The 26,114-nt window shown below is 71.6% G+C and carries 18 protein-coding genes; 14 read left to right on the plus strand and 4 right to left on the minus strand.

Annotation, left to right across the window (positions count from 1 at the left end; translation table 11 throughout):
• The first annotated feature begins 107 nt into the window (after positions 1-107).
• From infB to ACIQ7M_RS36995, 6 genes are all read left to right on the plus strand, one after another.
• Positions 108-3,254, plus strand: a complete 3,147-nt coding sequence (infB, locus tag ACIQ7M_RS36970; protein ID WP_355765225.1) for a translation initiation factor IF-2 — start codon at positions 108-110, stop codon at positions 3,252-3,254.
• Between the two features lie 219 nt (positions 3,255-3,473).
• Positions 3,474-3,767, plus strand: coding sequence for a DUF503 domain-containing protein (locus ACIQ7M_RS36975; protein ID WP_355767996.1), 294 nt, complete (start codon positions 3,474-3,476; stop codon positions 3,765-3,767).
• 43 nt (positions 3,768-3,810) lie between these two features.
• Positions 3,811-4,278, plus strand: coding sequence for a 30S ribosome-binding factor RbfA (gene rbfA, locus ACIQ7M_RS36980; protein WP_355767993.1), 468 nt, complete (start codon positions 3,811-3,813; stop codon positions 4,276-4,278).
• Entirely contained in the window at positions 4,275-5,180 is a 906-nt protein-coding gene (truB, locus tag ACIQ7M_RS36985) for a tRNA pseudouridine(55) synthase TruB (protein ID WP_355767990.1), read from the plus strand. Before rbfA ends, truB begins: the two co-directional genes overlap by 4 nt.
• 265 nt (positions 5,181-5,445) lie before the next feature.
• Positions 5,446-9,579, plus strand: coding sequence for a serine protease (locus tag ACIQ7M_RS36990; RefSeq protein WP_403652500.1), 4,134 nt, complete (start codon positions 5,446-5,448; stop codon positions 9,577-9,579).
• A gap of 159 nt (positions 9,580-9,738) precedes the next feature.
• The gene (locus ACIQ7M_RS36995) at positions 9,739-10,692 is read left to right on the plus strand and encodes a bifunctional riboflavin kinase/FAD synthetase (protein WP_355767986.1); all 954 of its coding nucleotides are present in this window, start codon (positions 9,739-9,741) and stop codon (positions 10,690-10,692) included.
• A 113-nt stretch (positions 10,693-10,805) separates the two neighbouring features.
• Here the strand turns inward: ACIQ7M_RS36995 and ACIQ7M_RS37000 are convergent, their stop codons facing one another.
• Entirely contained in the window at positions 10,806-14,375 is a 3,570-nt protein-coding gene (locus ACIQ7M_RS37000; protein WP_403652503.1) for an SCO5717 family growth-regulating ATPase, read from the minus strand.
• A 397-nt stretch (positions 14,376-14,772) separates the two neighbouring features.
• A complete protein-coding gene (locus ACIQ7M_RS37005; RefSeq protein ID WP_355767979.1) occupies positions 14,773-15,069 on the minus strand; it encodes a DUF397 domain-containing protein in 297 nt (98 codons plus the stop codon).
• Positions 15,070-15,333: 264 nt separating this feature from the next.
• Here ACIQ7M_RS37005 and rpsO point away from each other — a divergent pair, with 264 nt between their 5' ends.
• The 5 genes from rpsO to ACIQ7M_RS37030 all read left to right on the plus strand — a co-directional run bounded on the left by rpsO (position 15,334) and on the right by ACIQ7M_RS37030 (position 20,842).
• Positions 15,334-15,624 (plus strand): 30S ribosomal protein S15, encoded by a 291-nt coding sequence (gene rpsO, locus ACIQ7M_RS37010; protein WP_081219736.1) that lies wholly within the window; start codon positions 15,334-15,336, stop codon positions 15,622-15,624.
• A 362-nt stretch (positions 15,625-15,986) separates the two neighbouring features.
• Positions 15,987-18,203 carry a polyribonucleotide nucleotidyltransferase gene (locus ACIQ7M_RS37015; protein ID WP_355767976.1) on the plus strand — a complete coding sequence of 739 codons (2,217 nt, stop codon included), beginning with the start codon at positions 15,987-15,989 and terminating at the stop codon, positions 18,201-18,203.
• The gene (locus tag ACIQ7M_RS37020; protein WP_403652508.1) at positions 18,200-19,579 is read left to right on the plus strand and encodes a M16 family metallopeptidase; all 1,380 of its coding nucleotides are present in this window, start codon (positions 18,200-18,202) and stop codon (positions 19,577-19,579) included. The genes ACIQ7M_RS37015 and ACIQ7M_RS37020 overlap by 4 nt, the downstream gene beginning before the upstream one ends.
• 26 nt (positions 19,580-19,605) lie before the next feature.
• A complete protein-coding gene (gene dapB / locus ACIQ7M_RS37025) occupies positions 19,606-20,358 on the plus strand; it encodes a 4-hydroxy-tetrahydrodipicolinate reductase (RefSeq protein WP_386987958.1) in 753 nt (250 codons plus the stop codon).
• A 31-nt stretch (positions 20,359-20,389) separates the two neighbouring features.
• Positions 20,390-20,842, plus strand: a complete 453-nt coding sequence (locus ACIQ7M_RS37030) for a hypothetical protein (protein WP_355767967.1) — start codon at positions 20,390-20,392, stop codon at positions 20,840-20,842.
• A gap of 75 nt (positions 20,843-20,917) precedes the next feature.
• Here the strand turns inward: ACIQ7M_RS37030 and ACIQ7M_RS37035 are convergent, their stop codons facing one another.
• Together ACIQ7M_RS37035 and ACIQ7M_RS37040 are read right to left on the minus strand one after the other, a co-directional pair.
• Positions 20,918-21,475, minus strand: a complete 558-nt coding sequence (locus ACIQ7M_RS37035; protein WP_403652512.1) for a hypothetical protein — start codon at positions 21,473-21,475, stop codon at positions 20,918-20,920.
• A 90-nt stretch (positions 21,476-21,565) separates the two neighbouring features.
• Positions 21,566-21,829, minus strand: a complete 264-nt coding sequence (locus ACIQ7M_RS37040) for a hypothetical protein (protein ID WP_403652515.1) — start codon at positions 21,827-21,829, stop codon at positions 21,566-21,568.
• A gap of 287 nt (positions 21,830-22,116) precedes the next feature.
• On the opposite strand from ACIQ7M_RS37040, the gene thyX reads away from it, so the two are divergent.
• The 3 genes from thyX (at position 22,117) to ACIQ7M_RS37055 (ending at position 25,785) form a co-directional block, all read left to right on the plus strand.
• Positions 22,117-22,857: an FAD-dependent thymidylate synthase gene (gene thyX / locus ACIQ7M_RS37045; RefSeq protein ID WP_361694989.1), complete on the plus strand. Its 741-nt coding sequence runs from the start codon at positions 22,117-22,119 to the stop codon at positions 22,855-22,857.
• A 211-nt stretch (positions 22,858-23,068) separates the two neighbouring features.
• Positions 23,069-23,968: a 4-hydroxy-tetrahydrodipicolinate synthase gene (dapA, locus tag ACIQ7M_RS37050; RefSeq protein WP_355767956.1), complete on the plus strand. Its 900-nt coding sequence runs from the start codon at positions 23,069-23,071 to the stop codon at positions 23,966-23,968.
• A 131-nt stretch (positions 23,969-24,099) separates the two neighbouring features.
• The gene (locus tag ACIQ7M_RS37055) at positions 24,100-25,785 is read left to right on the plus strand and encodes a ribonuclease J (protein WP_355767953.1); all 1,686 of its coding nucleotides are present in this window, start codon (positions 24,100-24,102) and stop codon (positions 25,783-25,785) included.
• Positions 25,786-26,114: the final 329 nt, after the last annotated feature.

Below are 26,114 nucleotides of genomic sequence, written 5' to 3' on the forward strand. Positions count from 1 at the left end.
GAGTTGGAAGTAGGTCGAGATTGCGATGAGCACTCGATGAGCACGCGATGAGTACGCCCATGAAGTAGCGACGGTCCGGACGCAGACCCGGACCTAAAAGGAGCGAAGTGGCTAAGGTCCGGGTATACGAACTCGCCAAGGAGTTCGGCGTAGAGAGCAAGGTCGTCATGGCCAAGCTCCAAGAACTCGGTGAATTCGTCCGTTCGGCGTCCTCGACGATCGAGGCCCCCGTCGTACGCAAACTGACAGATGCCCTCCAGCAGGGCAACGGTGGCGGCAAGCCCGCCCCGCGCAAGGCTGCCCCGGCCAAGCCGGGCGCCCCCTCTCCGGCGCAGGCTGCCCGTCCGGCCGCCCCGCGCCCGGCGGCCCCCAAGCCGGCCGTGGCCGAGAAGCCCGCGGCCGCTCCGGTGACCCCGGCCCCGGCGGGCTCGCGCCCGACTCCGGGTCCCAAGCCGGCCCCGAAGCCCGCTCCGGCGGCTCCGGCTCCGGTCGCGGCCGAGTTCACCGCGCCCCCGTCGGCGCCGGCCGCGCCGCAGACCCCCTCGGCTCCCGCCGCGGGTCCCCGTCCGGGCGCTCCGCGTCCCGCCGGCCAGGCCCCGCGTCCCGGTGCCCGTCCGGCCGGTGGTCCCGGCCAGGGCGGCCAGGGCCGTGGTGACCGTCCCGAGCGCGGCGACCGTCAGGGCGCTCCGCGTCCCGGCGGCCAGGCCCCGCGTCCGGGTGGTGCCCGTCCCGCGGGTCCCCGTCCGGGCAACAACCCGTTCACCTCTGGTGGCTCCACCGGTATGGCGCGCCCGCAGGCGCCCCGTCCGGGCGGTGCCCCGCGTCCCGGTGGCGCCGGTGCCCCCGGTGGCCCGCGCCCGCAGGGTGCCGGCGGCCAGGACCGTGCTCCCCGTCCCCAGGGCGGTCCCGGCGGCGCTCCGCGTCCGCAGGGCGGTCCGGGCGGTGCCCGTCCGACTCCGGGCGGTATGCCTCGTCCGCAGGGTGGCGCTCCGCGTCCCGGCGGCGGCCCCGGCGGTAACCGTCCGAACCCCGGCATGATGCCTCAGCGTCCTGCCGCGGGCAGCCCGCGTCCCGGCGGCGGCCCCGGTGGCCGTGGTCCGGGTGCCGGTGGCGGTCGTCCCGGTGGTCCCGGTGGCGGTCGTCCGGGCGGCGGCTTCGCCGGTCGTCCGGCCGGTCCCGGTGGCGGCGGTGGCGGTTTCGCCGGCCGTCCCGGTGGTCCCGGTGGCGGTGGCGGCGGTTTCGCCGGCCGTCCGGGTGGTCCCGGCGGTGGCGGCGGCGGTCGTCCCGGCTTCGGCGGTCGTCCGGGTGGTCCCGGTGGCCGTGGTGGCACGCAGGGTGCGTTCGGCCGTCCCGGCGGTCCGGCGCGTCGTGGTCGCAAGTCGAAGCGGCAGAGGCGCCAGGAGTACGAGGCCATGCAGGCCCCGTCGGTCGGCGGCGTGATGCTGCCTCGCGGCAACGGACAGTCCGTCCGCCTGTCGCGCGGTGCGTCCCTCACCGACTTCGCCGAGAAGATCGGCGCCAACCCGGCGTCGCTCGTCGGCGTGATGATGAACCTCGGCGAGATGGTCACCGCCACGCAGTCCGTCTCCGACGAGACGCTGAAGCTCCTCGCGGACGAGATGAACTTCGTCCTCGAGATCGTCAGCCCCGAGGAGGAGGACCGCGAGCTGCTCGAGTCCTTCGACATCGAGTTCGGCGAGGACGAGGGCGACGAGGACGACCTCGTGGTCCGTCCGCCGGTCGTGACCGTCATGGGTCACGTCGACCACGGTAAGACCCGCCTTCTCGACACCATCCGCAAGACGAACGTCGTCGCGGGCGAGGCCGGCGGTATCACGCAGCACATCGGTGCGTACCAGGTCGCGACCGAGGTCAACGGTGAAGAGCGCAGGATCACCTTCATCGACACCCCCGGTCACGAGGCGTTCACCGCCATGCGTGCCCGTGGTGCCAAGTCGACCGACATCGCGATCCTCGTGGTGGCGGCCAACGACGGCGTGATGCCCCAGACGATCGAGGCGCTGAACCACGCCAAGGCGGCCGACGTGCCGATCGTGGTCGCGGTCAACAAGATCGACGTCGAGGGCGCGGACCCGACCAAGGTGCGCGGACAGCTCACCGAGTTCGGTCTGGTGGCCGAGGAGTACGGCGGCGACACGATGTTCGTCGACATCTCCGCCAAGCAGGGCCTCAACATCGAGAGCCTGCTGGAGGCCGTGGTCCTGACCGCGGACGCCTCGCTCGACCTGCGGGCCAACCCGGAGCAGGACGCGCAGGGTATTGCGATCGAGTCCCACCTCGACCGCGGTCGCGGTGCCGTCTCGACGGTCCTGGTCCAGCGCGGCACGCTGCGCATCGGCGACACCATGGTGGTCGGCGACGCGTACGGCCGTGTCCGGGCGATGCTCGACGACAACGGCAACAACGTCGAGGAAGCGGGTCCGTCGACCCCCGTCCTGGTCCTGGGTCTCACCAACGTCCCGGGCGCCGGCGACAACTTCCTCGTCGTCGACGAGGACCGCACGGCGCGTCAGATCGCCGAGAAGCGGGCGGCGCGCGAGCGCAACGCCAACTTCGCCCGCCGGGGTGTCCGGTTCTCCCTGGAGAACCTGGACGAGGCCCTCAAGGCCGGTCTGGTGCAGGAACTCAACCTCATCATCAAGGGCGACGCGTCCGGTTCGGTGGAGGCTCTCGAGTCCTCGCTGCTCCAGCTCGACGTCGGCGAAGAGGTCGACATCCGTGTCCTGCACCGCGGTGTGGGTGCGGTCACCGAGTCCGACATCAACCTGGCGACCGGCTCCGACGCCATCGTCATCGGCTTCAACGTCCGCGCCGCGGGCCGCGCGGCGCAGATGGCGGAGCGCGAGGGCGTCGACGTCCGGTACTACTCGGTGATCTACCAGGCCATCGAGGAGATCGAGGCGGCCCTGAAGGGCATGCTGAAGCCGGAGTACGAGGAGGTCGAGCTCGGCACGGCGGAGATCCGCGAGGTCTTCAAGTCGTCCAAGCTGGGCAACATCGCCGGTGTCCTGGTCCGTTCGGGCGAGGTCAAGCGCAACACCAAGGCGCGCCTCATCCGCGACGGCAAGGTCATCGCGGAGAGCCTCAACATCTCCGGGCTGCGTCGCTTCAAGGACGACGTCACCGAGATCCGCGAAGGGTTCGAGGGCGGTATCAACCTCGGCAACTTCAACGACATCAAGGTCGACGACGTCATCGCGACGTACGAGATGCGCGAGAAGCCGCGCTCGTAAAGCGGTTCCCAGGCTGGCCGGCGGTGAGCAGTCACCGCCGGCCAGCCTGGCGTTTGCGGGATCACACGATTCCCCGCGTCCCTTCCGGGGGCGCGGGGAATCGCGTGACCAGGCCCGGAAACCCCGTCGAGCGAGCCGACGGTTCGTTGTACGGTTCTGATGTCCCTGCCAAGCACTGGCAGGCCGTCTACCCCGTACCGGCGGGACATCCGGTTACACATGTATGTGGGGACACTGTCCTTCGATCTGCTCCTCGGCGATGTTCACTCGCTCAAGGAGAAACGCTCTCTCGTCCGGCCGATCGTCGCCGAACTCCAGCGGAAGTACGCGGTGAGTGCCGCCGAGACGGGCAACCAGGACCTTCACCGCAGGGCCGAGATCGGCCTGGCGGTGGTCTCCGGGGACACCACGCACCTGACCGACGTACTGGACCGGTGCGAACGGCTGGTCGCGGCGCGACCGGAGGTGGAACTGCTGTCGGTACGACGCAGACTCCACAGCGACGAAGACTGACGAAGACCGACGCAACACGCAAGGCGAAGAAGGAGACGGACCAGTGGCCGACAACGCGCGGGCGAAGAGGCTGGCGGACCTCATCCGAGAGGTGGTGGCCAAGAAGCTGCAGCGCGGGATCAAGGACCCGCGGCTCGGCACTCACGTCACCATCACGGACACCCGGGTCACCGGGGACCTCCGGGAGGCCACCGTCTTCTACACGGTGTACGGGGACGACGAGCAGCGTGCCGAGGCGGCCGCGGGTCTGGAGAGCGCCAAGGGCGTGCTCCGCTCGGCCGTCGGCGCGGCGGCGGGCGTGAAGTTCACGCCGACGCTGACGTTCGTCGCGGACGCCCTGCCGGACACCGCCAAGACCATCGAGGACCTGCTCGACAAGGCACGTGCCTCGGACGAGAAGGTGCGCGAGGTCTCGGCCGGCGCGTCCTTCGCGGGCGACGCGGACCCGTACAAGAAGCCGGGCGAGGACGACGAGGACGACTCGGACGACGAGGACGACTCGGCTAAATGACGCAGAAGCCCAAAACGCCCGACGGGCTTGTCATCGTCGACAAGCCGTCGGGCTTCACCTCGCACGACGTGGTCGCCAAGATGCGCGGGATCGCCAGAACCCGCCGGGTCGGCCACGCGGGCACCCTCGACCCCATGGCGACGGGCGTCCTCGTCCTCGGCGTCGAGAAGGCCACCAAGCTCCTCGGGCACCTCGCGCTCACCGAGAAGGAGTACCTCGGCACGATCCGGCTCGGCCAGAACACGCTGACCGACGACGCCGAGGGCGACATCACCTCCTCGACCGACGCCTCCGGTGTGAAGCGCGACGCGATCGACGCCGGGGTGGCCAAGCTCACCGGCGCCATCATGCAGGTGCCGTCCAAGGTCAGCGCCATCAAGATCGACGGCGTGCGCTCGTACAAGCGGGCCCGCGAGGGCGAGGAGTTCGAGATCCCGGCCCGCCCGGTGACCATCTCGTCGTTCGCGGTGTACGACATCCGTGACGCGGTCGCCGAGGACGGCACCCCGGTGCTCGACCTGGTCGTCTCCGTCGTCTGTTCGTCGGGGACGTACATCCGGGCGATCGCCCGCGACCTCGGCGCGGACCTGGGCGTCGGCGGTCACCTCACCGCCCTGCGCCGCACCCGCGTCGGCCCGTACAAGCTGGACTCCGCGCGCACCCTCGACCAGCTCCAGGAGGAGCTGACGGTGATGCCGATCGCGGAGGCGGCCGCGGCCGCGTTCCCGCGCTGGGACGTGGACGCCAAGCGGGCCCGGCTGCTGCTCAACGGCGTCCGGCTGGAGATGCCCGACGAGTACGCGGGCAAGGGCACCACGGCGGTCTTCGACCCCGAGGGCGCGTTCATCGCGCTGGTCGAGGAGCAGAAGGGCAAGGCCAAGAGCCTGGCCGTCTTCGCCTGAGGACCGCCCGCCCGCACCGGGCGCGCGGCCGGGCGGACATCGCGCCCGTGGAGCGGCGGTCACGGGGTCTCGTGCCCGCCGCTCAACGGTCCCCCCTCGGTTCCCCCACCCAAGGTGTATCCACCCGACCTGCCGTATTCACCCCATCGGGCGGGCGCTCGGAGTGAACCAGGGGAGTAGAGGGGGGCGCGTTCGCCTCACGATCTGTCCCATTGATCACCTCGCCCCTACCGTCGGAGCAGGAGCGCGGCGGGGAGGTTGGAGTATGGCGGGGCGAGGCCCGCGGACCGGGAACGAAGAGGCGGCGGACGACGCCGTACAGCCGGGGGACGACGCCCTCGTACGCGTCCGCGATCTGGCCGGCCGGCCACGCGGCACGGGTTTCGCGGCCGACCACCACGGCACCGTGATCACCAGCCACGAGGCCGTCGACGGCCTGGACCGGCTGGTCCTGCACGCTTCCGGCGGCCGCACCTGCGTGCTGGGCGCCGACGCCGTCACTTTGCTGCCCGACCTCGGTCTCGCCCTCGTCCACACCCGAGGCCTCGGCCTCCGCCCGCTCCCCGTCACCGTGCGGGACCGCGTCGCGACCGGCACCTATGTCAGGCTCGCCGCGGGCGGCTGGCGCGAGGCGCGCGTGCTGGGCTCCTCCAACGCGCCGTACCCGGTCGCCGGCCCGACCCATCTCCCTTACGGCGCACTGGAGTTGGCGATCGGCACGGCGGGCGCGGACGCGCTCAGGCCGGGCGGAGGGGCGGCCGGGGGGCCGGTCCTCGACGCCCGCACCGGCGCCGTCGTCGCGGTCGTCGGCACCGCCCCGCGCCCCGCCGGCCCGGACGGCACCGCGCCGGGGGAGGACACTGCGGGCCGTCGAGCCCCCGGATGCGCCATTCCCCTGCGGGGCGGCGCGGGGCCCCTCAACGAACTGCTGGCCCGTAACGCGGCCACCGTGCCCGCCTACGGCGCCGATCTGAACCTCGCGGCCGCGCTGGAACTCACCGCGACCTCGGTGGGCTCGGACGGACCCCGCCCGCCGGCCCCGTCCGGAACCGCGGGCGCGCACCGGAGGATCGTCGAACGGACCGATGTCATCAGGGAGTTCGCGTCCTTCGAGCGCGGACCGGCCCTCGTCCTCGGGCTCGTCGGCGCGCCCGGCAGCGGCCGTACGACGGAGCTGGCCGCCCTCGCCGCCCGCCGCCTGCGAGGTTCCGAACCGGCTCCCACCCTCTGGCTGCGCGGCGCCGACCTGCGCGCCGACGACACCTCGGTGGCCGACGCCGCGACCCGGGCCCTGGAGCGCGCCGGGCGGATCGTCGCCGCGTCCCGCCGGACCACCGGGGCCACCGGTGCGCCGACCGCGCGGCGCTCCCCGACGGACAGGAGCGTCCTGCCTCCCGAGGGGTACGGCGGCGAACTGGGCGACATCGCGCCGGACCGCCTGGCCGCGCCCGCACGCGCCGCGGGTCGGCCCCTGCTGCTCCTCCTCGACGGCCCCGAGGAGATGCCCCCCGAACTCGCCCACCGCCTCCCGGCCTGGACGGAGGCGACGACGGCCTGGCTGACGGAGACCGGCACCCGGCTCGCCGTCGCCTGCCGCGCGGAGTACTGGGAACGGGCCGGGACGGAATTCCCCACCGCGCTGCTGCACCACCCGGCACCGGACCCGGCCGCGGAGGCGTCCGGCCGTGCCGCCAAGGCGGCGTCCGCCTCCGCGGGCGTGTCGCCGTCGGCGGGCGTGGGTTTGGACGGGGAGTCGGGGCCGGGTGCGGATGGCCGTCCGTCGGCGTACGCCGGTGGGCAGGCTCCGCTGGATTCCGGGGTGTCGCAATTGGCTTCCAGGGTGTCGCCATGCGGCGTCAGGAGGGGGCCGGCTCCGGCCGAGGACATCGGCGGGCAGTTGTCCGCCCACTCCGCCCACTCCGCCCACTCCGCCTACGGGGACGGGTGGTCGCCGACGGACGTGGGCGCGCCGCCGTCAACGGACGCGGTCCGGCTTTCGGCGCCGGACGCGGGCGGGGGGCTGCCCGCCTGTGTGCCGCTCGGTGAGCTGAGCGAGGCGGAGGCGCGGTCGGCGCGGACGCGTGCCGGGATTCCGGAGGGCGCGCTGGTGCCGGCCGACGCCCGCCGTCCCCTGGTGCTGCGGCTGCTCTCCGAGGTGATGGCCGCGCCCGTGGACCTACCGGCCGAACAGCTCGACCGCGACGAGGTGTTCGCCGCTCACCTCGACCTGATGTGCCTGCGCGTCGGGGTCCGTCTCGCCGCGGCGAACGGACTGCGCGGCACCGCCGTGCGCCGGCTCGCCGCCCGGGTCTCCGGCCAGGTGCACGAAGCCGCCCGGCGCTGCCTCGGCCCCGGACAGGGGCAACTGGACCGGGCCTCCTTCGAGAGCGTCTTCCCCTGGGGCCCCGCCCGGGGACGCCTCGACGGCATCACCGGCTGGGCGTCCGCCGTCCTCACCGAAGGACTCCTCGTCCCCGCCGGCGACGGCTACCGCTTCGCCCACGAGGAACTCGCCGACTGGATCCAGGGCACCCACCTCGACCTGGACGCGGCGCTGGACAGCCTGGTCCACCGCGCACGCGCCACCCTCGACACCGGCTCCGGGCGTACGGACACCACGGCGCCCGGCCGCCGGAACGCCCGCCGCGTCCGGTCCGCCCCTCCCGACGCCGGGGCACAGCACGTCGGGACGCCGGCCTCCGGGGCGGGCGCCCTTCCCGTCCCCCGTCACAGGATCGGCCCCGTCGTCGAGACTCTGCTCCTGCTGGCCCGCCGGCAGGAGACCGCGGAACTGACGCTCCGCCTCGAGGACCTCGTCCACGCGGTCGACGACCTGCTGCCCCCGCCCGAAGCGCCGGACCCGCCGACCGCCCCGCCGGGCGACGCCCTCTGGTGGGCCACCCGCCTCTGCGCGGCCGTCCTGCTCCGGGTGCCCGACGCGACCCCGTACATCGGCGCGCTGCGGCTGCTCACCGAACGGATCGTGGTGTGGCGGCAGCAGGGCAGGGGCGTGCCGGACGGATTCGGCCCGCCCTTCTGGGTGGCCCTGCCCGTCCCGGACACGGAACGCTTCGACCTGCTCAGGCGCCTGGTGGCCGCCGACCCCCGCAGATCTCCGGCGACCGAACCCCCGTACCCGGGCGAGGCCCCCGTCGCCCCCCGCCACCTCGACACGGTCTCGCGGCTCCTCGCCGCCGACCCCATCGCCGTACACCGCCACCTCACCCGCTGGTTCGACGACGAGCGGCCCCTGACCGCGACACCGAACGCGACCGTGGCGACGGCCGCGCAGGCACTGCTGTACGCGCACCGGTGGCGCGCCCCGGACGATCTGACCGAGGCCCTGATGGCCGCCGCCCATCCGCGCGGCGACGAACTGCTGGCGGTGCTGGCCGAGGAGGAACCCTCCGCCGTGTGCCGGGCGGTCGAGCGGTGGGCGCACGACGAACGGCCGCGGCGCCGGGCGGCGGCCGTCGCCCATGGACTGCGCGCGGCACCGTTCGCGGCCGGCCCCGCCGACCGTGAGCCGCTGCGTCACGCGGCTCTCGCCCTGCTCGCCCGTCCCGCCGACCGGGCCCTGCACGGCGGAGCGCTCGGCATCCTCGTACAGGATCCGCTCGCGCGGGCCCGGTGCCTGCCGCGGGTTCTGGAACGCTTCGCGGCCGGTGACCCACGGCTGCCGGCGAGCGCGCTGGCGGCCGCGCTCGGCAGCGACCCGGAGCCTGTGCTCGCCGCGTTCCGCGACCGGCTGCGGCGGCTCGGCCCCGACACGGCCGAGCTGCTGCGCGCCCTCGCGGACGTCACCACACCCGCGCTGGCCCGTCCGGTCGCCGCACTCGTACGGGAGACCGTGGAGCTGTGCCCGGGAGTCGCCGCGTACATGGCCGCCGACGTGGACCGCCGCATCGATCACGGCAGCGCCACTCCAGGAGCGTTGTTTCCCCTGGTCAGCGGACTTCTGGAGACGTGCGGCACACCGCTGCGGAGCGCGCTCGCCCAGGTCCTGGCGACGCCGGGAGGGCGGGCACCGGGCGACCGGGCGTCGGGAGACCCGGCGGCGGCCTCGCTGCGGCGCGAACTGCTCGACCTGCTGCTGGCGCACGAGCGGGATCCGGCCGTGCTCGACACCGTGCTGAGAGCCGCCGCCGACGGCCTCGACCGCAGGGGGGAGACACCCACCCGCGAGCTGGTGCACCGCGTCGGCCTCCTCCTCGTCCGCACCCCGGCCGGGGCCGGCGCCTTCGACCGGGGCCTGGCCGACCTGGCCCGCCGCGTTCCCGGCTTCGCCACCCTGCTGGCCCGCTGGGTGACCGGCACCCCCGAGGAGTGGTCCGTCCTCGTGGGCCCCGGCACGCGCCGTCTGATCGAGAGCCTGGCCGGGGCGAGGGCTCCCGCCTGACCCACGCCCGCACACCCCGAAGCACTCGGCACCGCACACCGCGGCGCTGAGCGATCGGTCACAGCCTGATGCCGATGCAAGCCGAGAGCGCACGGCATGGCACCCTTAGAGCTGCGAATAAGGCATTCATGGACACGGGTTCGACAAGGAGCGGTCACAGTGCAGCGCTGGCGTGGCTTGGAGGACATCCCCGAGGACTGGGGGCGCAGCGTCGTCACCATCGGTTCCTATGACGGGGTGCACCGCGGACACCAGGTCATCATCCGGCATGCCGTGGACCGCGCCCACGAGCTGGGCGTCCCCTCCGTCGTGGTCACCTTCGACCCGCACCCCAGCGAGGTCGTCCGCCCCGGCAGCCACCCCCCGCTGCTGGCCCCGCACCACCGCCGCGCGGAACTGATGGCCGAACTGGGCGTCGACGCCCTGCTCATCCTGCCGTTCACCACCGAGTTCTCGAAGCTGTCGCCCGCCGACTTCGTGGTCAAGGTGCTGGTCGACAAGCTGCACGCCAAGGCGGTCGTCGAGGGCCCCAACTTCCGCTTCGGCCACAAGGCCGCGGGCAACGTCGGCTTCCTGCGTGAGCAGGGGGAGACGTACGACTTCGAGGTCGAGGTCGTCGACCTGTTCGTGTCCGGCGAGGCGGGCGGCGGCGAGCCGTTCTCCTCGACCCTCACGCGGCGCCTCGTCGCCGAGGGCGATGTCGAGGGCGCGCGCGAGATCCTCGGTCGGCCGCACCGTGTCGAGGGCGTCGTCGTCCGCGGCGCCCAGCGCGGCCGCGAACTCGGCTTCCCCACGGCGAACGTCGAGACCCTCCCGCACACCGCGATCCCCGCCGACGGCGTCTACGCCGGCTGGCTGCACGCCCAGGGCGAGGCCATGCCCGCCGCGATCTCCGTGGGCACGAACCCGCAGTTCGACGGCACCGAGCGCACCGTGGAGGCGTACGCCATCGACCGCGTCGGCCTCGACCTCTACGGCCTGCACGTCGCCGTCGACTTCCTCGCGTTCGTCCGCGGCCAGGCCAGGTTCGACTCCATCGAGGACCTGCTGGTGGCCATCGGCGACGATGTGAAGCGCTCACGGGAACTGATCGAGGCGTACGACGGGGAGTAGCCCTTCCCGGTCCGTCTCCGGCCCGTTCCGATACGCGAAGACCCGCACCGTCCGTGAACGGTGCGGGTCTTCACGGTTCCCGGCGGTCGGCCCCTCGACGGAGCCGGTCGCCGCTACTGCTGCGGGGGCGCCGGAGGCGGAGGGGTCTGCCCCTGGTGCGGCGGGTAGGGCTGACCGGGCTGGTACTCCTGACCCGGCTGGTACTCCTGACCCGGCTGGTACTGCTGACCGGGCTGGGGCGGCTGCGGCTGCGGGTAGCCCTCGCCCGGCGCCTGCGGGTAGCCCTGGCCCGGCGCCTGCGGGTACTGCTGACCGGGCTGCGGCGGATGGGGCTGTCCCGGCTGGGCGTACGGCTGTCCGGGCTGCGGCGGCTGCGGAACCTGCCCAGGAGCGGGCCGGCCCGGAACCTGCTGCCCGGGAGCGTACTGTCCGGGAACCTGCTGTCCGGGAACGTACTGACCCGGCATCGGCGGCGCGGCCACCGGCGGCGGGTTGCCGTCGTTGGTCCACAGCCCGTGCGACTGCTGGTGCCGCGCGAAGTCCTCGGCCACCAGCGCGGAGAGGTTGAAGTACGCCTCGCGCACCTTGGGCCGCATCATGTCGAGGTCGACCTCGGCACCCGCGGCCAGGTGCTCGTCGAACGGCACGGTCACGACACCGCGGCAGCGCGTCTCGAAGTGGCTGACGATGTCGTCCACCTTGATCATCTTGCCGGTCTCGCGCACTCCGGAGATGACGGTGATGGACCGCGCGACGAGATCCGCGTACCCGTGCGCCGACAGCCAGTCCAGCGTCGTACTGGCGCTGCTCGCCCCGTCCACCGACGGCGTCGAGATGATGATGAGCTGGTCGGCCAGGTCGAGCACCCCGCGCATCGCGCTGTACAGCAGACCCGTGCCGGAGTCGGTCAGGATGATCGGGTACTGCTTGCCCAGGACGTCGATCGCGCGCCGGTAGTCCTCGTCGTTGAAGGCCGTGGACACGGCCGGGTCGACGTCGTTGGCGATGATCTCCAGCCCGGAGGGCGCCTGGGAGGTGAACCGCCGGATGTCCATGTACGAGTTGATGTACGGGATCGCCTGCACCAGGTCACGGATGGTGGCCCCGGTCTCGCGGCGCACCCGGCGCCCGAGCGTGCCGGCGTCCGGGTTGGCGTCGATGGCGAGGATCTTGTCCTGGCGCTCGGTGGCGAGCGTGGAGCCGAGCGCCGTCGTCGTGGTCGTCTTGCCGACACCGCCCTTGAGGCTGATGACGGCGATCCGGTAGCAGGAGAGCACCGGAGTGCGGATCAGCTCCAACTTCCGCTGCCGCTCGGCCTCTTCCTTCTTGCCGCCCAGCTTGAACCGGGACTGCGCGGCGGCCGGACGGCCGCTCTTGACCTTCTGCCGCTTGTTGTTGAGCAGCCGGTCGGAGGACAGCTCCACGGCCGCGGTGTAACCGAGCGGCGCAGCGCCGGGGTTGGTCGGCTGCCGCTGATCGTGTCGCACGGGCTGCGGCCAGGCGGTACCGGTCCGCGGGTCCACGGGGGCGGTCGGGGCGACGGGCTGCTGCTGCACGGGCGGCGGGCCCGGCTGATACGGAGGCTGCTGCTGGGCAGGGGCGGCCTGCGGCTGCGCGAGGTCGTAACCGGGCTGCGGGGCGGGCGCGTCGGGCACCGGCTGCGGGAACCCGTAGCCGGGTGCCTGCGGGGTTGCGGGGTGGGCCGGTTGCTGGTCCTGGGGTGCGGTGCCGGGCTGGGGGAAGCCGTAGGCAGGCTGAGGGGCCGGGGCGGGAGCGGGGGCAGGGGGCTGTGGCGGAACGGTGTCCGACGCGGGCTGGGGGGCCGGGGCGGGTTGCGGGAAGCCGTAGCCGGGTGCCTGCGGGGCACCGGGGTGAGCCGGCTGCTGGTCCTGAGGCGCGGTGCCCTGCTGCGGGAACCCGTAGCCCGGGGCGGGCGGGGCCGCGGGAGCGGGCGTGCCGGGCTGGGGGAAGCCGTAGCCGGCCTGCGTGGCGGACGCCGGGTCCTGCGCGCCGGGATGCGGGAACCCGTAATTCCCCTGCTGCGGCGCGGCCGGGGCGGGCGCTGCCGAGGGCTGGGCCTGCGGGGGAGTCGGCACGGACTGCGGCGCCGGGGGCTGGAAGGGCTGGCCGGGAGCGGGAGCGGGAGCGGGTGCCGGCGCGGGGGCCTGGAAGGGCTGGCCGGGAGCCGGTGCCTGTGGCTGTGCCGCCGGAGGCTGGAAGGGCTGGCCCGGTGCCTGTGCGGCGGGGGGCTGGAAGGGCTGGCCCGGGGCCGGAGCCACGGGTGCCTGCTGCGGCATCGGCGCCTGGTGCGGCACCTGGCCCTGCGGGGCCGACGCGGGTTCCGTCGTGGCGGGCCACTGCGGGGCCGGTGCGGGGGCCGCGGGCTGGTAGGAGGGCGGCAACGGCGGCAGCCCACCCTGCGGCAGCGGCGGCGGAGCCCAGGCGGGAGGCGCGTCCCGCACACCCTCGGGCTCCTGCGGCCGGACCTCGGGCACCGCGTCCTGGGGCTCGCTGTCCTGAGGCACCGTGTCCTGAGGCCCACCGTCCTGGAGCGGGGCGTCGTGAAGCTCGTACGCGGCGGGGTCGTGCGCACCCGAGTCCGTACCGGCGTCCGTACCCGCGTCCGTACGGACCGCGTCGTCGGTCTCGGCCGGGGCGGCCACCGGAACGTCGGTCACGCCCGCGCGCTGCGACTGGGAGGCCGCCTCGAGCGACTGATAGGCGAGCACGGGATCGACGACGGGCGCGGGGGCGGGTTCGAGGGCGGCCACGGGGACGGCGGGAGCGACCTGCCCGGACCGGTCGGCGTCGTCCGGCTGGACCAGGGCCAGGGCCACGGGCGAGCCCGCGTCCTCGGCCGCGTCCTCGCCGGGCACCGTGCCCTCGTCGCCCCGGTCGTCGCCTCCGGCGGAGGCGGTCTCGGTTTCGGTCTCGGCCGGTCCTTCGGCCTGGGCGTCCTCGCCACCGGAACCGGCGACGGGCGCGTCCTCGGCCCCGGCGTCCTCGGCAGCCGTCCGCTCCGCGATCTCACGCTGCAGCGCGACGGCGGAGAACCGCATGGTCGCGCCGCTCTCGAGGTCCCCGTTCCCGGAATCCTGTGTGTCGGAGGGGGAGCTGGGAACGGCGGCGGCCTGAACGGCCGGCGTCCACGGCGCGGGGACCCCGCCCGCGGGGAGGTTCGGCAGAGCGGTCGGGCCGCCCACCTCGCCGACCGGAGCCGGCGCCGTCGCGGGCGGCTGTACGACATGGGGCGGTGCGACCGGCGGCAGAATGTCCGCGGGCCCGTCCTCGGGACCGGCGACGGGCGCCGATCCGGTCACCGGAGCAGCCGTCGGCCCCTCCTCGGCGACGGGCGCGCCCTCCGAGGCCACCGGGTCACCCGTAGGCACCGCAGCGTCGGAACCAGGCGACTCCTGCCGCTCCCCGGCGTCCGTCACGCCCTCGGCATCCTTCGGGCCGTCGGACTCCCCGGAGCCCTCCGGGCCCACCGGACCGTCCGAGTCCCCCGAGTCGTCCGTGCCCCCCGAATCCCCGGAACCGTCCGAGGCGTTCTGCGTGTACCAGGCGGGCGGCGCGTAGTCGATGGTGAACTCGCCCGTCGTCTCGACGGCGGACTCGGCGTCGGACTGGTCATCGCCGGGCGTGGCCCAGCCCCCGCGGATCCCGCCCCGATCGCTGTTCACAATTCCTCCTGGTGTGGTCGAGCACCCGCAAGCCGTGCCGGGCCGACCGTCTGCTTGTCGTCCGTTGACGTTCACGGACGACCGAGGCCGCCCGAAGTCCGTACGAGACCGCCCGAATTGACCGGCTCTCCGGATAACGCGAGCCCCCCGTCCTCGGGTTCAGGCGTCGCGCCCGGTCCCAGCCTAATCACCATGACTGTTCGCGCGGCAGGCCCGTCCACCGCACCGCGGCAGCCCGTTACGGCACACCCTGCCCAGAAGTGGCCTACGCACGCTCACCATTGAGCCCGAAAGCGGACAAACAATGGCACCCGGAAGGGCACTTGCGGTACGGCCGGGCAGACAAAAGGGCCGCCGCGGAAGACTCTCCGCACCGGCCCCGGTTCCCGATGTCCCGCTACTCCGCCGGCAGACCACCCGCGTGCGGAGCCGGCTCCAGATCGAACTCGCCGTCCCGCGCGCCCAGCACGAAGGCCCGCCACTCCGCCTCGGTGTACCGCAGGACCGTCCCCGGGTCGAGGGAGGACCGCATGGCCACCGCGCCCCCGGAAAGGTGGGCGATCTCGACCCGCTCCTCGTGCTGCTCGGTGCCCGGCGCGCTCTGCCATTCGGCGCCCGAGATGTCGAGTGCGTAGAGCTCGTCCTTCTCCCGCTCCTTGCGCGCCCTGACGTCGTTCTCCGCTTCCTCGGCCATGTTCCGCCGGCCCCTTCCCCACGTATGGCTGACCTCTGCCGTCACCCTAGTGGCCTGGTCCACGCCGTCCGGGAAGGTTCGCGGACCCGGACAGACGTATCCGGCCAGGCTGGTACCCTGTGAAACGGCCGTTTGTGTACGCACCCCCGGAGCGCTGCTCTGGAGGCCGCGCCCAGCGGATCCCCGCCTTCCGAGTCACGGAAGCTCCCCTGAGAATTCGACCAGGGGCACTCGGTGGCAGACACGAGACTACAAGGAGTAAGCGTGCCGCTCGACGCCGCTACGAAGAAGCAGCTCATCAGCGAGTTCGGTCAGAAGGAGGGCGACACCGGCTCCCCCGAGGTCCAGGTCGCCATGCTTTCGCGCCGGATCTCGGACCTGACCGAGCACCTCAAGACCCACAAGCACGACCACCACTCCCGCCGTGGTCTTCTGATCCTGGTCGGCCAGCGTCGCCGCCTGCTTCAGTACCTGGCCAAGAAGGACATCCAGCGCTTCCGTGCGCTGGTCGACCGCCTGGGCATCCGCCGCGGTGCGGCCGGCGGCGCCAAGTAAGACGCCGTGAAGGGAGCGGTTCCCACATCCTGGGGACCGCTCCTTTTGCTGTATGTGCTGCCGAGGGCGCTCTCTACGTGCGGAGTGTCACCGACGCTTTGTAGTGTGGTAGCACAACGCAATACGCAGGAAACAGCACGGACGAACACAGCGTGACGACGCCGTACCCGCCGGGTAGGGCATCTCACGACAACGAACGAGGAGAAGCGCGCCTCATCGCCGCCGGTCCTCGGTAGTGGCCCCCGGGCGCGACAGCCCCGGGTGCTTCGATCGAAGACCGGCCCGCACCAGAAGGAGCGCTTCTCCGCCACCGTCCCCCTGCCACACGGGCAGGACGGGACGAAGACGAGGAGAAAACGCTAGTGGAGAACGAGACCCACTACGCCGAGGCCGTTATCGACAACGGTTCCTTCGGCACCCGCACCATCCGCTTCGAGACGGGCCGCCTGGCCAAGCAGGCCGCCGGCTCCGCCGTCGCGTACCTGGACGACGACACCATGGTGCTGTCGGCCACCACCGCTTCCAAGAAGCCCAAGGACCAGCTCGACTTCTTCCCCCTGACGGTGGACGTCGAGGAGCGGATGTACGCCGCGGGCAAGATCCCCGGCAGCTTCTTCCGCCGTGAGGGCCGTCCCTCCGAGGACGCGATCCTCACCTGTCGCCTGATCGACCGCCCGCTGCGTCCGTCCTTCAAGAAGGGCCTTCGCAACGAGATCCAGGTCGTCGCCACGATCATGGCGCTCAACCCCGACCACCTGTACGACGTCGTGGCGATCAACGCCGCCTCCGCGTCCACGCAGCTCGCGGGTCTCCCCTTCTCCGGCCCGGTCGGCGGCGTCCGCGTCGCGCTGATCAACGGCCAGTGGGTCGCGTTCCCGACGCACACCGAGCTCGAGGACGCCGTCTTCGACATGGTCGTCGCCGGTCGCGTCCTGGAGGACGGCGACGTCGCGATCATGATGGTCGAGGCCGAGGCCACCGAGAAGACCATCACGCTCGTCCAGGGTGGCGCCGAGGCGCCGACCGAGGAGGTCGTGGCCGCCGGTCTCGACGCCGCGAAGCCCTTCATCAAGGTCCTGTGCAAGGCGCAGTCGGACCTCGCCGCGAAGGCCGCCAAGCCGACCGGTGAGTTCCCGATCTTCCTGGACTACCAGGACGACGTCTTCGAGGCCCTGACCGCCGCGGTCAAGAGCGAGCTCGCCCAGGCGCTCACCATCGCCGGCAAGCAGGACCGCGAGGCCGAGCTGGACCGCGTCAAGGAGATCGCCGCCGAGAAGCTGCTCCCGCAGTTCGAGGGTCGCGAGAAGGAGATCTCCGCCGCGTACCGCGCGCTGACCAAGAAGCTCGTCCGCGAGCGCGTCATCAAGGACAAGGTCCGCATCGACGGCCGCGGCGTCACGGACATCCGTACGCTGGCCGCCGAGGTCGAGGCCATCCCGCGCGTGCACGGCTCGGCGCTGTTCGAGCGTGGCGAGACCCAGATCCTGGGCGTCACCACCCTCAACATGCTCCGCATGGAGCAGCAGCTGGACACGCTCTCCCCTGTGACCCGCAAGCGCTACATGCACAACTACAACTTCCCGCCGTACTCCGTCGGTGAGACGGGCCGCGTCGGCTCCCCGAAGCGCCGCGAGATCGGCCACGGCGCGCTCGCCGAGCGCGCGATCGTGCCGGTCCTGCCGACCCGCGAGGAGTTCCCCTACGCGATCCGTCAGGTGTCCGAGGCCCTCGGCTCCAACGGCTCGACGTCCATGGGCTCGGTCTGCGCCTCCACGATGTCGCTGCTCAACGCCGGTGTGCCGCTGAAGGCCGCCGTCGCGGGTATCGCCATGGGTCTGATCTCCCAGGAGATCGACGGCCAGACGCACTACGTCGCCCTCACCGACATCCTCGGTGCGGAGGACGCCTTCGGCGACATGGACTTCAAGGTCGCCGGCACCAAGGAGTTCGTGACCGCCCTCCAGCTCGACACCAAGCTGGACGGCATCCCCGCCTCCGTCCTGGCCGCGGCCCTCAAGCAGGCTCGCGACGCCCGCCTCCACATCCTCGACGTGATGATGGAAGCGATCGACACGCCGGACGAGATGTCCCCGAACGCCCCGCGGATCATCACCGTCAAGATCCCCGTGGACAAGATCGGTGAGGTCATCGGCCCGAAGGGCAAGATGATCAACCAGATCCAGGAGGACACCGGCGCCGACATCACGATCGAGGACGACGGCACCATCTACATCGGTGCCGCCCAGGGTTCGCAGGCCGAGGCCGCGCGCGCCACGATCAACTCGATCGCCAACCCGACCATGCCGGAGGTCGGCGAGCGCTACCTGGGTACCGTCGTGAAGACGACGACCTTCGGTGCGTTCGTGTCGCTGCTCCCGGGCAAGGACGGTCTGCTGCACATCTCGCAGATCCGCAAGCTCGCCGGTGGCAAGCGCGTGGAGAACGTCGAGGACGTCGTCGGCGTGGGCTCCAAGGTCCAGGTCGAGATCGCCGAGATCGACTCCCGCGGCAAGCTCTCCCTGATCCCCGTGATCGAGGGCGAAGGCGACGATGAGAAGAAGGACGACACCGACCAGTGACGTCGAGTAGCTCCACGACGACGGCCCGCACCTCTTCGGAGGCGCGGGCCGTCGCCCGTACCCAAACCCTCATCAAGGGTGCGAACGGCATCGGCACGGTCCGCAAGACCACCCTGCCCGGCGGCCTGCGCATCGTCACCGAGACGCTCCCCTCCGTGCGCTCCGCCACGTTCGGCATCTGGGCGCACGTGGGCTCCCGCGACGAGACGCCGTCCCTGAACGGCGCCACGCACTACCTGGAGCACCTGCTCTTCAAGGGCACCAGCCGCAGGTCCGCCCTGGACATCTCCTCGGCGATCGACGCGGTCGGCGGCGAGATGAACGCGTTCACGGCCAAGGAGTACACGTGCTACTACGCACGCGTGCTCGACACCGACCTGCCGCTGGCCATCGACGTCGTCTGCGACATGCTCACCGGCTCGCTCATCCTCGAGGACGACGTCAACGTCGAGCGCGGTGCCATCCTCGAAGAGATCGCGATGACCGAGGACGACCCGGGCGACTGCGTGCACGACCTGTTCGCGCACACGATGCTCGGCGACACCCCCCTCGGCCGCCCGGTCCTCGGCACGGTCGACACCGTCAACGCCCTCACCGCGGACCGCATCCGCCGCTTCTACAAGAAGCACTACGACCCGACGCACCTCGTCGTGGCCTGCGCGGGCAACGTCGACCACAACAAGGTCGTACGTCAGGTCCGTGCCGCCTTCGAGAATGCCGGCGCCTTCAAGAACGCCACGGCCGCCCCCATCGCCCCGCGCGACGGCCTGCGCAGCATCCGTACCGCGGGCCGCGTCGAGCTCCTCGGCCGCAAGACCGAGCAGGCCCACGTCGTCCTCGGCATGCCGGGCCTGGCCCGTACCGACGACCGCCGCTGGGCCCTCGGCGTCCTGAACACCGCCCTCGGCGGCGGCATGTCCTCGCGCCTGTTCCAGGAGGTCCGCGAGAAGCGCGGCCTGGCCTACAGCGTGTACTCGTACACCTCGGGCTTCGCCGACTGCGGCCTCTTCGGCGTCTACGCGGGCTGCCGCCCGAGCCAGGTCCACGACGTCCTCAAGCTGTGCCGCGACGAGCTCGACCAGGTCGCCGAGCACGGCCTCACGGACGACGAGATAGGCCGCGCCATCGGCCAGCTCCAGGGCTCCACGGTCCTCGGCCTTGAGGACACCGGGGCGTTGATGAACCGGATCGGCAAGAGCGAGCTGTGCTGGGGCGAGCAGATGTCGGTAGACGACATGCTCGCCCGGATAGCGTCGGTCACCCCGGACGAGGTCCGCTCCATCGCCCGGGACGTCCTCGGACAGCGGCCCTCGCTGGCGGTCATCGGTCCGGTCAAGGACAAGCAGGCGTCCCGACTGCACGACGCGGTCGCGTAAATCCCGTCTCGGTAAGGAACGAAGCAATGAGCAAGCTGCGCGTGGCGGTCCTCGGTGCCAAGGGCCGGATCGGAGCCGAGGCGGTACGAGCCGTCGAGGCCGCCGACGACATGGAACTGGTGGCCGCGCTGAGCCGTGGCGACAAGCTGGAGACGCTGGTCGAGGCCGGCACCCAGGTCGTGGTCGAGCTGACCACCCCGGCCTCGGTGATGGGCAACCTCGACTTCTGCGTCCGGCACGGCATCCACGCCGTGGTCGGCACGACCGGCTGGACCGAGGAGCGCCTCGCGCAGCTCGGCACCTCGCTCGCCGCGTCCCCGGAGACGGGCGTGCTCATCGCCCCCAACTTCTCCATCGGGGCCGTCCTGACGATGAAGTTCGCCGAGGCCGCCGCGCCGTACTTCGAGTCCGTCGAGGTCGTCGAACTGCACCACCCGAACAAGGTGGACGCGCCCAGCGGCACCGCCACGCGCACCGCTCAGCTCATCGCGGCGGCCCGCGAGCGCGCGGGCAGCGCCCCGCAGCCCGACGCCACGGCCACCGCCCTGGACGGCGCCCGTGGCGCCGACGTCGACGGCGTCCCGGTGCACGCGATCCGGCTGCGCGGCCTCCTGGCCCACCAGGAGGTCCTCCTCGGCGGCGAGGGCGAGACCCTGACCATCCGCCACGACTCCCTCCACCACAGCAGCTTCATGCCGGGCATCCTGCTCGGCGCCCGCCGCGTGGTGACCACCCCGGGCCTCACCTTCGGCCTGGAACACTTCCTCGACCTCGGCTGAGCCGGGGACGTACGACAGTTAGCCGGCAGACATGCGCGCGAAGATCACCTATGCCATCACGGCCGCCGTCCTGGTCGTCTATTTCGTCCTGGTCGGCAGCCGGGGCGTGCTGCTCATCCAGAACGGCACCCTGATCACCGTCACCTTCGGTGTCGCGGTGCTCATCCTGCCGGTCATCGGCGTCTGGTTCCTCTGGCAGAACACCCAGTTCGTCCGGAAGGCCAACCGGCTCGCCGTCGTGCTCGACGCCGAGGGCGGACTGCCCGTCGACGAACTGCGGCGCACCGAGGGCGGCCGCATCGACCGCGACTCGGCCGACGAGGTCTTCGCCCGCCGCAAGGCCGAGACCGAGGACGCCCCGGACGACTGGCGGAGCTGGTTCCGCCTCGCCGTCGCCTACCACGACGCCCGCGACACCCCGCGCGCCCGCAAGGCCATGCAACGGGCCATCGCCCTCCACGAGGGCCGGACCCTGGAAGCCTGACCCGGTCGTACGTCGAAGGGGCCGGCCCGCACCCCGTGCGGACCGGCCCCTTCGACGTGATGTCTCCCGTGAGCCTCAGGCCCGGCGGTACTCGTCGGCCCACACCTCGACGACGTCCGCCGCCCGGTCGAAGGCCTCGGTGCGCGCCAGGAAGTCGGCGTTGTGCGTGGTCATGAGCGGCGGCACGTCCCCGGGCGCGCGGTCCGCGCTCACCAGCGTCAGAGCCTGGCCCTGGACGGTGCGCGGCAGCCCCAGCCAGCGCACCGGCCGCTGCACCGTGCGCACCGCCACGACCTGGTTCCACGGAGTCGTCTGCGTGACGAAGAAGCCCACCCGGCGCAGTCCTCGGGCGCTGACCCACACCCCCATGCGCAGGAGCCGCAGCGCGCACAGGATGACGACCGCCGCGGCGGCCATGCAGGCCGCGGCACCGGCCGGCGTTCCGGTGACGGCGATGATCACGGCGGCGACGAGCACGTACGAGGCGAGCAGCAGGATGAGCGCGGCCGCGCCCACCCGCCAGGGGCCGGGCCGGTAGGGGCGCCGCCAGCGGTCGCGGTCGTCGAAGGGAAGCGCGACATCCTCGGCCGCCTCGTCAAAGGCGCGGTCCGCCGTCAGAAAGGGCAGGGGCACGTCTGGTCCTCACTCGATCCACACATGGGCAGTGCCCGGTGAGGTTATCGAGCCGGTTGCCGGCTCACCACCCTTGGGGGTCCGGAAGAGTCAGCGGCCGTCCGACGCCACGGAGTGCTGCGTCTGCGCAGGTGACGGATCCTGTGACAGGGCGGGCATTCCGACTATCAGGGATCCGGCTATCCCGGCGGCCAGGGTGAGGCCGAAGAGCCACCGGCCGGCTATCTGCCCGGCGGTGGACCGCTCACGCGGCGGCGGAGCGACGTTGCTGCGGAAGGAGTCGGCTTCGGCGGTGAAGGCGAACGGGACGGGCGCGCTGGGGGCACCTCCCGGCGGTAGCTGGGGGAGGGACATGGGCGGTGCTTCTCCTCTGGGGGCATACGGGCACGGTGACGTGATCCGGGTTATCCGGGCGACCTGGGTGATCCGATGGCAAGCGGCGCGAACCTCTCGAACACGTCGCTCTCACTCATACAGACGGGCGAACGTTACAAGAGGTGCCCGGAATCACCGAATTCGCAGAAGTTCGCCGATGAATGTCGGGGCACGGCACCGAACGCCCGGTTGCGGATGCCGGGCGGATGCCGGGCCGTAAAGTGGTCGCCGCCCGAGCCAGTGATGTGGGAAGGACCCTTCGCACCGTGACCGACACCCCAGCCGACGACCTCAAGCCCAGCTTCCGCGGCGATGTCACCGTCGAGCTGATCAAGCACACGGCCTCCGACGCCGACGTGCTGTTCGCCGCCCGTGTCTCCACCGCCGGTGAGCAGTCGCTGGAGGAGCTGCAGAAGGACCCCGAGCGCTCCAAGGGCCTGATCAACTACCTGATGCGGGACCGTCACGGCAGCCCCTTCGAGCACAACTCGATGACCTTCTTCGTCAGCGCGCCGATCTTCGTCTTCCGCGAGTTCATGCGGCACCGCGTGGGCTGGTCGTACAACGAGGAATCCGGGCGCTACAGGGAGCTGGAGCCGGTCTTCTACGTGCCCGCCGAGGACCGCAAGCTGGTCCAGCAGGGGCGTCCCGGCAAGTACGAGTTCGTCGAGGGCACCCCCGAGCAGCACAGGACCGTCACCACGGCCATGGAGGAGTCCTACCGGCAGTCCTACGCCGCGTACCAGGAGATGCTGAGGGCCGGTGTCGCCCGCGAGGTCGCCCGCGCCACCCTCCCGGTCGGACTCTTCTCCTCGATGTACGCCACCTGCAACGCCCGTTCGCTGATGCACTTCCTCGGACTCCGCACCCAGCACGAGCTCGCGAAGGTGCCCTCGTTCCCGCAGCGGGAGATCGAGATGGTGGCCGAGAAGATGGAGGCCGAGTGGGCTCGGCTCATGCCGCTCACGCACGCGGCCTACAACGCCAACGGGCGCGTGGCGCCGTAACACGCCACCGTGCACCGGTCCGGCACAGATGTACGGTTCAGCCGAGCGAAGTGTCCCGATTGCGGCATTTCGCGAAGTTCATCTAGCCTGATCAAACGGACCCGGCACTGCTTGAACCCCCGAGCAGGCAGTGCCGGGTTCCACCTTTGTCGTGCTTTGTCATGGTCCCCGAGGGCAGACCACGCGGTGAGCAGCGAGTAGCGTATTACCCATGGCTCCGACCTCCACTCCGCAGACCCCCTTCGGGCGGGTCCTCACCGCCATGGTCACGCCCTTCACGGCGGACGGCGGACTCGACCTCGACGGCGCTCAGCGGCTCGCGACCCACCTGGTGGACGCAGGCAACGACGGCCTGATCATCAACGGCACCACCGGTGAGTCCCCGACCACCAGCAACGCGGAGAAATCGGAGCTCGTACGCGCCGTGCTGGAGGCGGTCGGCGACCGCGCCCACATCGTCGCCGGCGTCGGCACGAACGACACCCGCCACAGCATCGAGCTCGCCCGCGACGCGGAGAAGGCCGGCGCGCACGGCCTGCTCACCGTGACGCCGTACTACAACAAGCCCCCGCAAGAGGGCCTGTACCGGCACTTCTCGGCCATCGCCGACGCGACCGAACTGCCGGTCATGCTCTACGACATCCCCGGCCGCAGCGGCGTACCGATCAACACCGAAACCCTGGTGCGGCTCGCCGAGCACCCGCGTATCGTCGCCAACAAGGACGCCAAGGGAGACCTCGGCCGCGCGAGCTGGGCGATCGCCCGCTCCGGCCTCGCGTGGTACTCCGGCGACGACATGCTGAACCTGCCGCTGCTCTCCGTCGGCGCGGTGGGCTTCGTCTCCGTCGTCGGTCACGTCGTCACCCCGGACCTGCGCGCGATGCTCGACGCGTACCTCTCGGGGGACGTCCAGAAGGCCACCGAGATCCACCAGAAGCTGCTCCCCGTCTTCACCGGCATGTTCCGCACCCAGGGCGTCATGACGACCAAGGCCGCGCTCGCCCTCCAGGGCCTGCCCGCCGGTCCGCTCCGCGCCCCGATGGTCGAACTGTCGCCCGAGGAGACCAGCCAGCTCAAGATCGATCTTGGCGCCGGCGGGGTAGAGCTCTAACCACAGACTTCACAACTGAATACGTCTGACCGCAGGCCGAGGGCCTGCACCCCACACAACAGCTACTGCACGAACGTCACGCGCGCCACGTGCCTTGCCAGGTACGTGGCGCGCGTGGTGAGGAGAGTCTTTTGAGTCATCCGCATCCTGAACTCGGTAAACCGCCGGTCCTCCCGAAGGGCGGCCTGCGCGTCACCCCGCTCGGCGGTCTCGGTGAGATCGGCCGGAACATGACGGTCTTCGAGTACGGAGGCCGTCTGCTGATCGTCGACTGCGGAGTGCTCTTCCCCGAGGAGGAGCAGCCCGGAATCGACCTGATCCTGCCGGACTTCACGTCCATCAGGGACCGCCTCGACGACATCGAGGGCATCGTGCTCACGCACGGCCACGAGGACCACATCGGTGGCGTGCCCTTCCTGCTCCGCGAGAAGCCGGACATCCCGCTGATCGGCTCCAAGCTGACCCTCGCGCTCATCGAGGCGAAGCTCCAGGAGCACCGCATCCGGCCCTACACGCTCGAAGTGGTCGAGGGCCACCGCGAGCGCATCGGCCCCTTCGACTGCGAGTTCGTCGCGGTCAACCACTCCATCCCGGACGCCCTCGCGGTCGCCATCCGCACCCCCGCGGGCATGGTCGTCCACACCGGCGACTTCAAGATGGACCAGCTCCCGCTGGACGGCCGGCTCACCGACCTGCACGCGTTCGCCCGGCTGAGCGAGGAGGGCATCGACCTTCTCCTCTCGGACTCCACGAACGCCGAGGTCCCGGGCTTCGTCCCGCCCGAGCGCGACATCCAGAACGTGCTGCGCCAGGTCTTCGCGAACGCCGGCAAGCGCATCATCGTGGCGAGCTTCGCCAGCCACGTGCACCGCATCCAGCAGATCCTCGACACCGCCCACGAGTACGGCCGCAGGGTCGCCTTCGTCGGCCGCTCGATGGTCCGCAACATGGGCATCGCGCGTGACCTCGGCTATCTGAAGGTCCCGCCGGGTCTGGTCGTCGACGTCAAGACGCTCGACGACCTTCCGGACCACGAGGTCGTCCTCGTCTGTACGGGATCCCAGGGTGAGCCGATGGCCGCCCTCTCCCGGATGGCGAACCGCGACCACCAGATCCGGATCGTCCAGGGCGACACGGTGATCCTCGCGTCCTCGCTGATCCCGGGCAACGAGAACGCGGTCTACCGCGTCATCAACGGTCTGACCCGCTGGGGCGCCAACGTCGTCCACAAGGGCAACGCCAAGGTGCACGTCTCGGGCCACGCCTCCGCGGGCGAGCTGCTGTACTTCTACAACATCTGCAAGCCGCGCAACCTGATGCCGGTCCACGGCGAATGGCGACACCTGCGCGCCAACGCCGAGCTGGGCGCGCTGACCGGCGTCCCGCACGACCGGATCGTCATCGCCGAGGACGGCGTCGTCGTCGACCTGATCGAGGGCAAGGCGAAGATCGCCGGCAAGGTCCAGGCCGGGTACGTCTACGTCGACGGTCTCTCGGTCGGCGACGTCGGTGAGCCCACGCTCAAGGACCGCAAGATCCTCGGCGACGAGGGCATCATCTCGGTCTTCGTGGTGATGGACGCCAGCACCGGCAAGCTCACGGCCGGCCCGCACGTGCAGGCACGCGGATCCGGCATCGACGACTCCGTCTTCACCGACGTCATCCCGAAGATCACGGAGGTCTTGGAGCGCTCGGCCCAGGACGGTGTGGTGGAGCCCCATCAGCTCCAGCAGCTCATCCGCCGCACGCTGGGCAAGTGGGTGTCCGACACCTACCGCCGGCGCCCGATGATCCTCCCGGTCGTCGTCGAGGTCTGACCGCCGGCAAGGCCTCAACCAGGAGCGGGCCGCCCCGATTTGCATCGGGGCGGCCCGCTCCAGTACGTTTACGTCTCCGCCTGAACGGGAACCCCGGAGCTTCGTGCTCCGGAGACAGTCCCCGAACAGGGTGGAAATTCCGACTCAGAGAATCTGATAAAGTCGGAGCCGCTGGAAAGGGAAACGCGAAAGCGGATTACCTGGAAAGCACCGAGGAAATCAGGTCCTGAAAGATCTGATAGAGTCGGAAACGCAAGACCGAAGGGAAGCGCCCGGAGGAAAGCCCGAGAGGGTGAGTACAAAGGAAGCGTCCGTTCCTTGAGAACTCA

Source organism: Streptomyces sp. NPDC096324, assembly GCF_044763015.1.
In the GTDB taxonomy this organism is placed as follows: Bacteria; Actinomycetota; Actinomycetes; order Streptomycetales; family Streptomycetaceae; genus Streptomyces.

Bases quoted from the DNA above. Each gene is read 5' to 3' on its own strand.
- ACIQ7M_RS36975 (WP_355767996.1), top strand. From the start codon at position 3,474: ATGTATGTGGGGACACTGTCCTTCGATCTGCTCCTCGGCGATGTTCAC.
- truB (WP_355767990.1), top strand. From the start codon at position 4,275: ATGACGCAGAAGCCCAAAACGCCCGACGGGCTTGTCATCGTCGACAAG.
- ACIQ7M_RS36990 (WP_403652500.1), top strand. From the start codon at position 5,446: ATGGCGGGGCGAGGCCCGCGGACCGGGAACGAAGAGGCGGCGGACGAC.
- ACIQ7M_RS37005 (WP_355767979.1), bottom strand. From the start codon at position 15,069: ATGGCCGAGGAAGCGGAGAACGACGTCAGGGCGCGCAAGGAGCGGGAG.
- dapB (WP_386987958.1), top strand. From the start codon at position 19,606: ATGAGCAAGCTGCGCGTGGCGGTCCTCGGTGCCAAGGGCCGGATCGGA.
- ACIQ7M_RS37030 (WP_355767967.1), top strand. From the start codon at position 20,390: ATGCGCGCGAAGATCACCTATGCCATCACGGCCGCCGTCCTGGTCGTC.
- ACIQ7M_RS37040 (WP_403652515.1), bottom strand. From the start codon at position 21,829: ATGTCCCTCCCCCAGCTACCGCCGGGAGGTGCCCCCAGCGCGCCCGTC.
- dapA (WP_355767956.1), top strand. From the start codon at position 23,069: ATGGCTCCGACCTCCACTCCGCAGACCCCCTTCGGGCGGGTCCTCACC.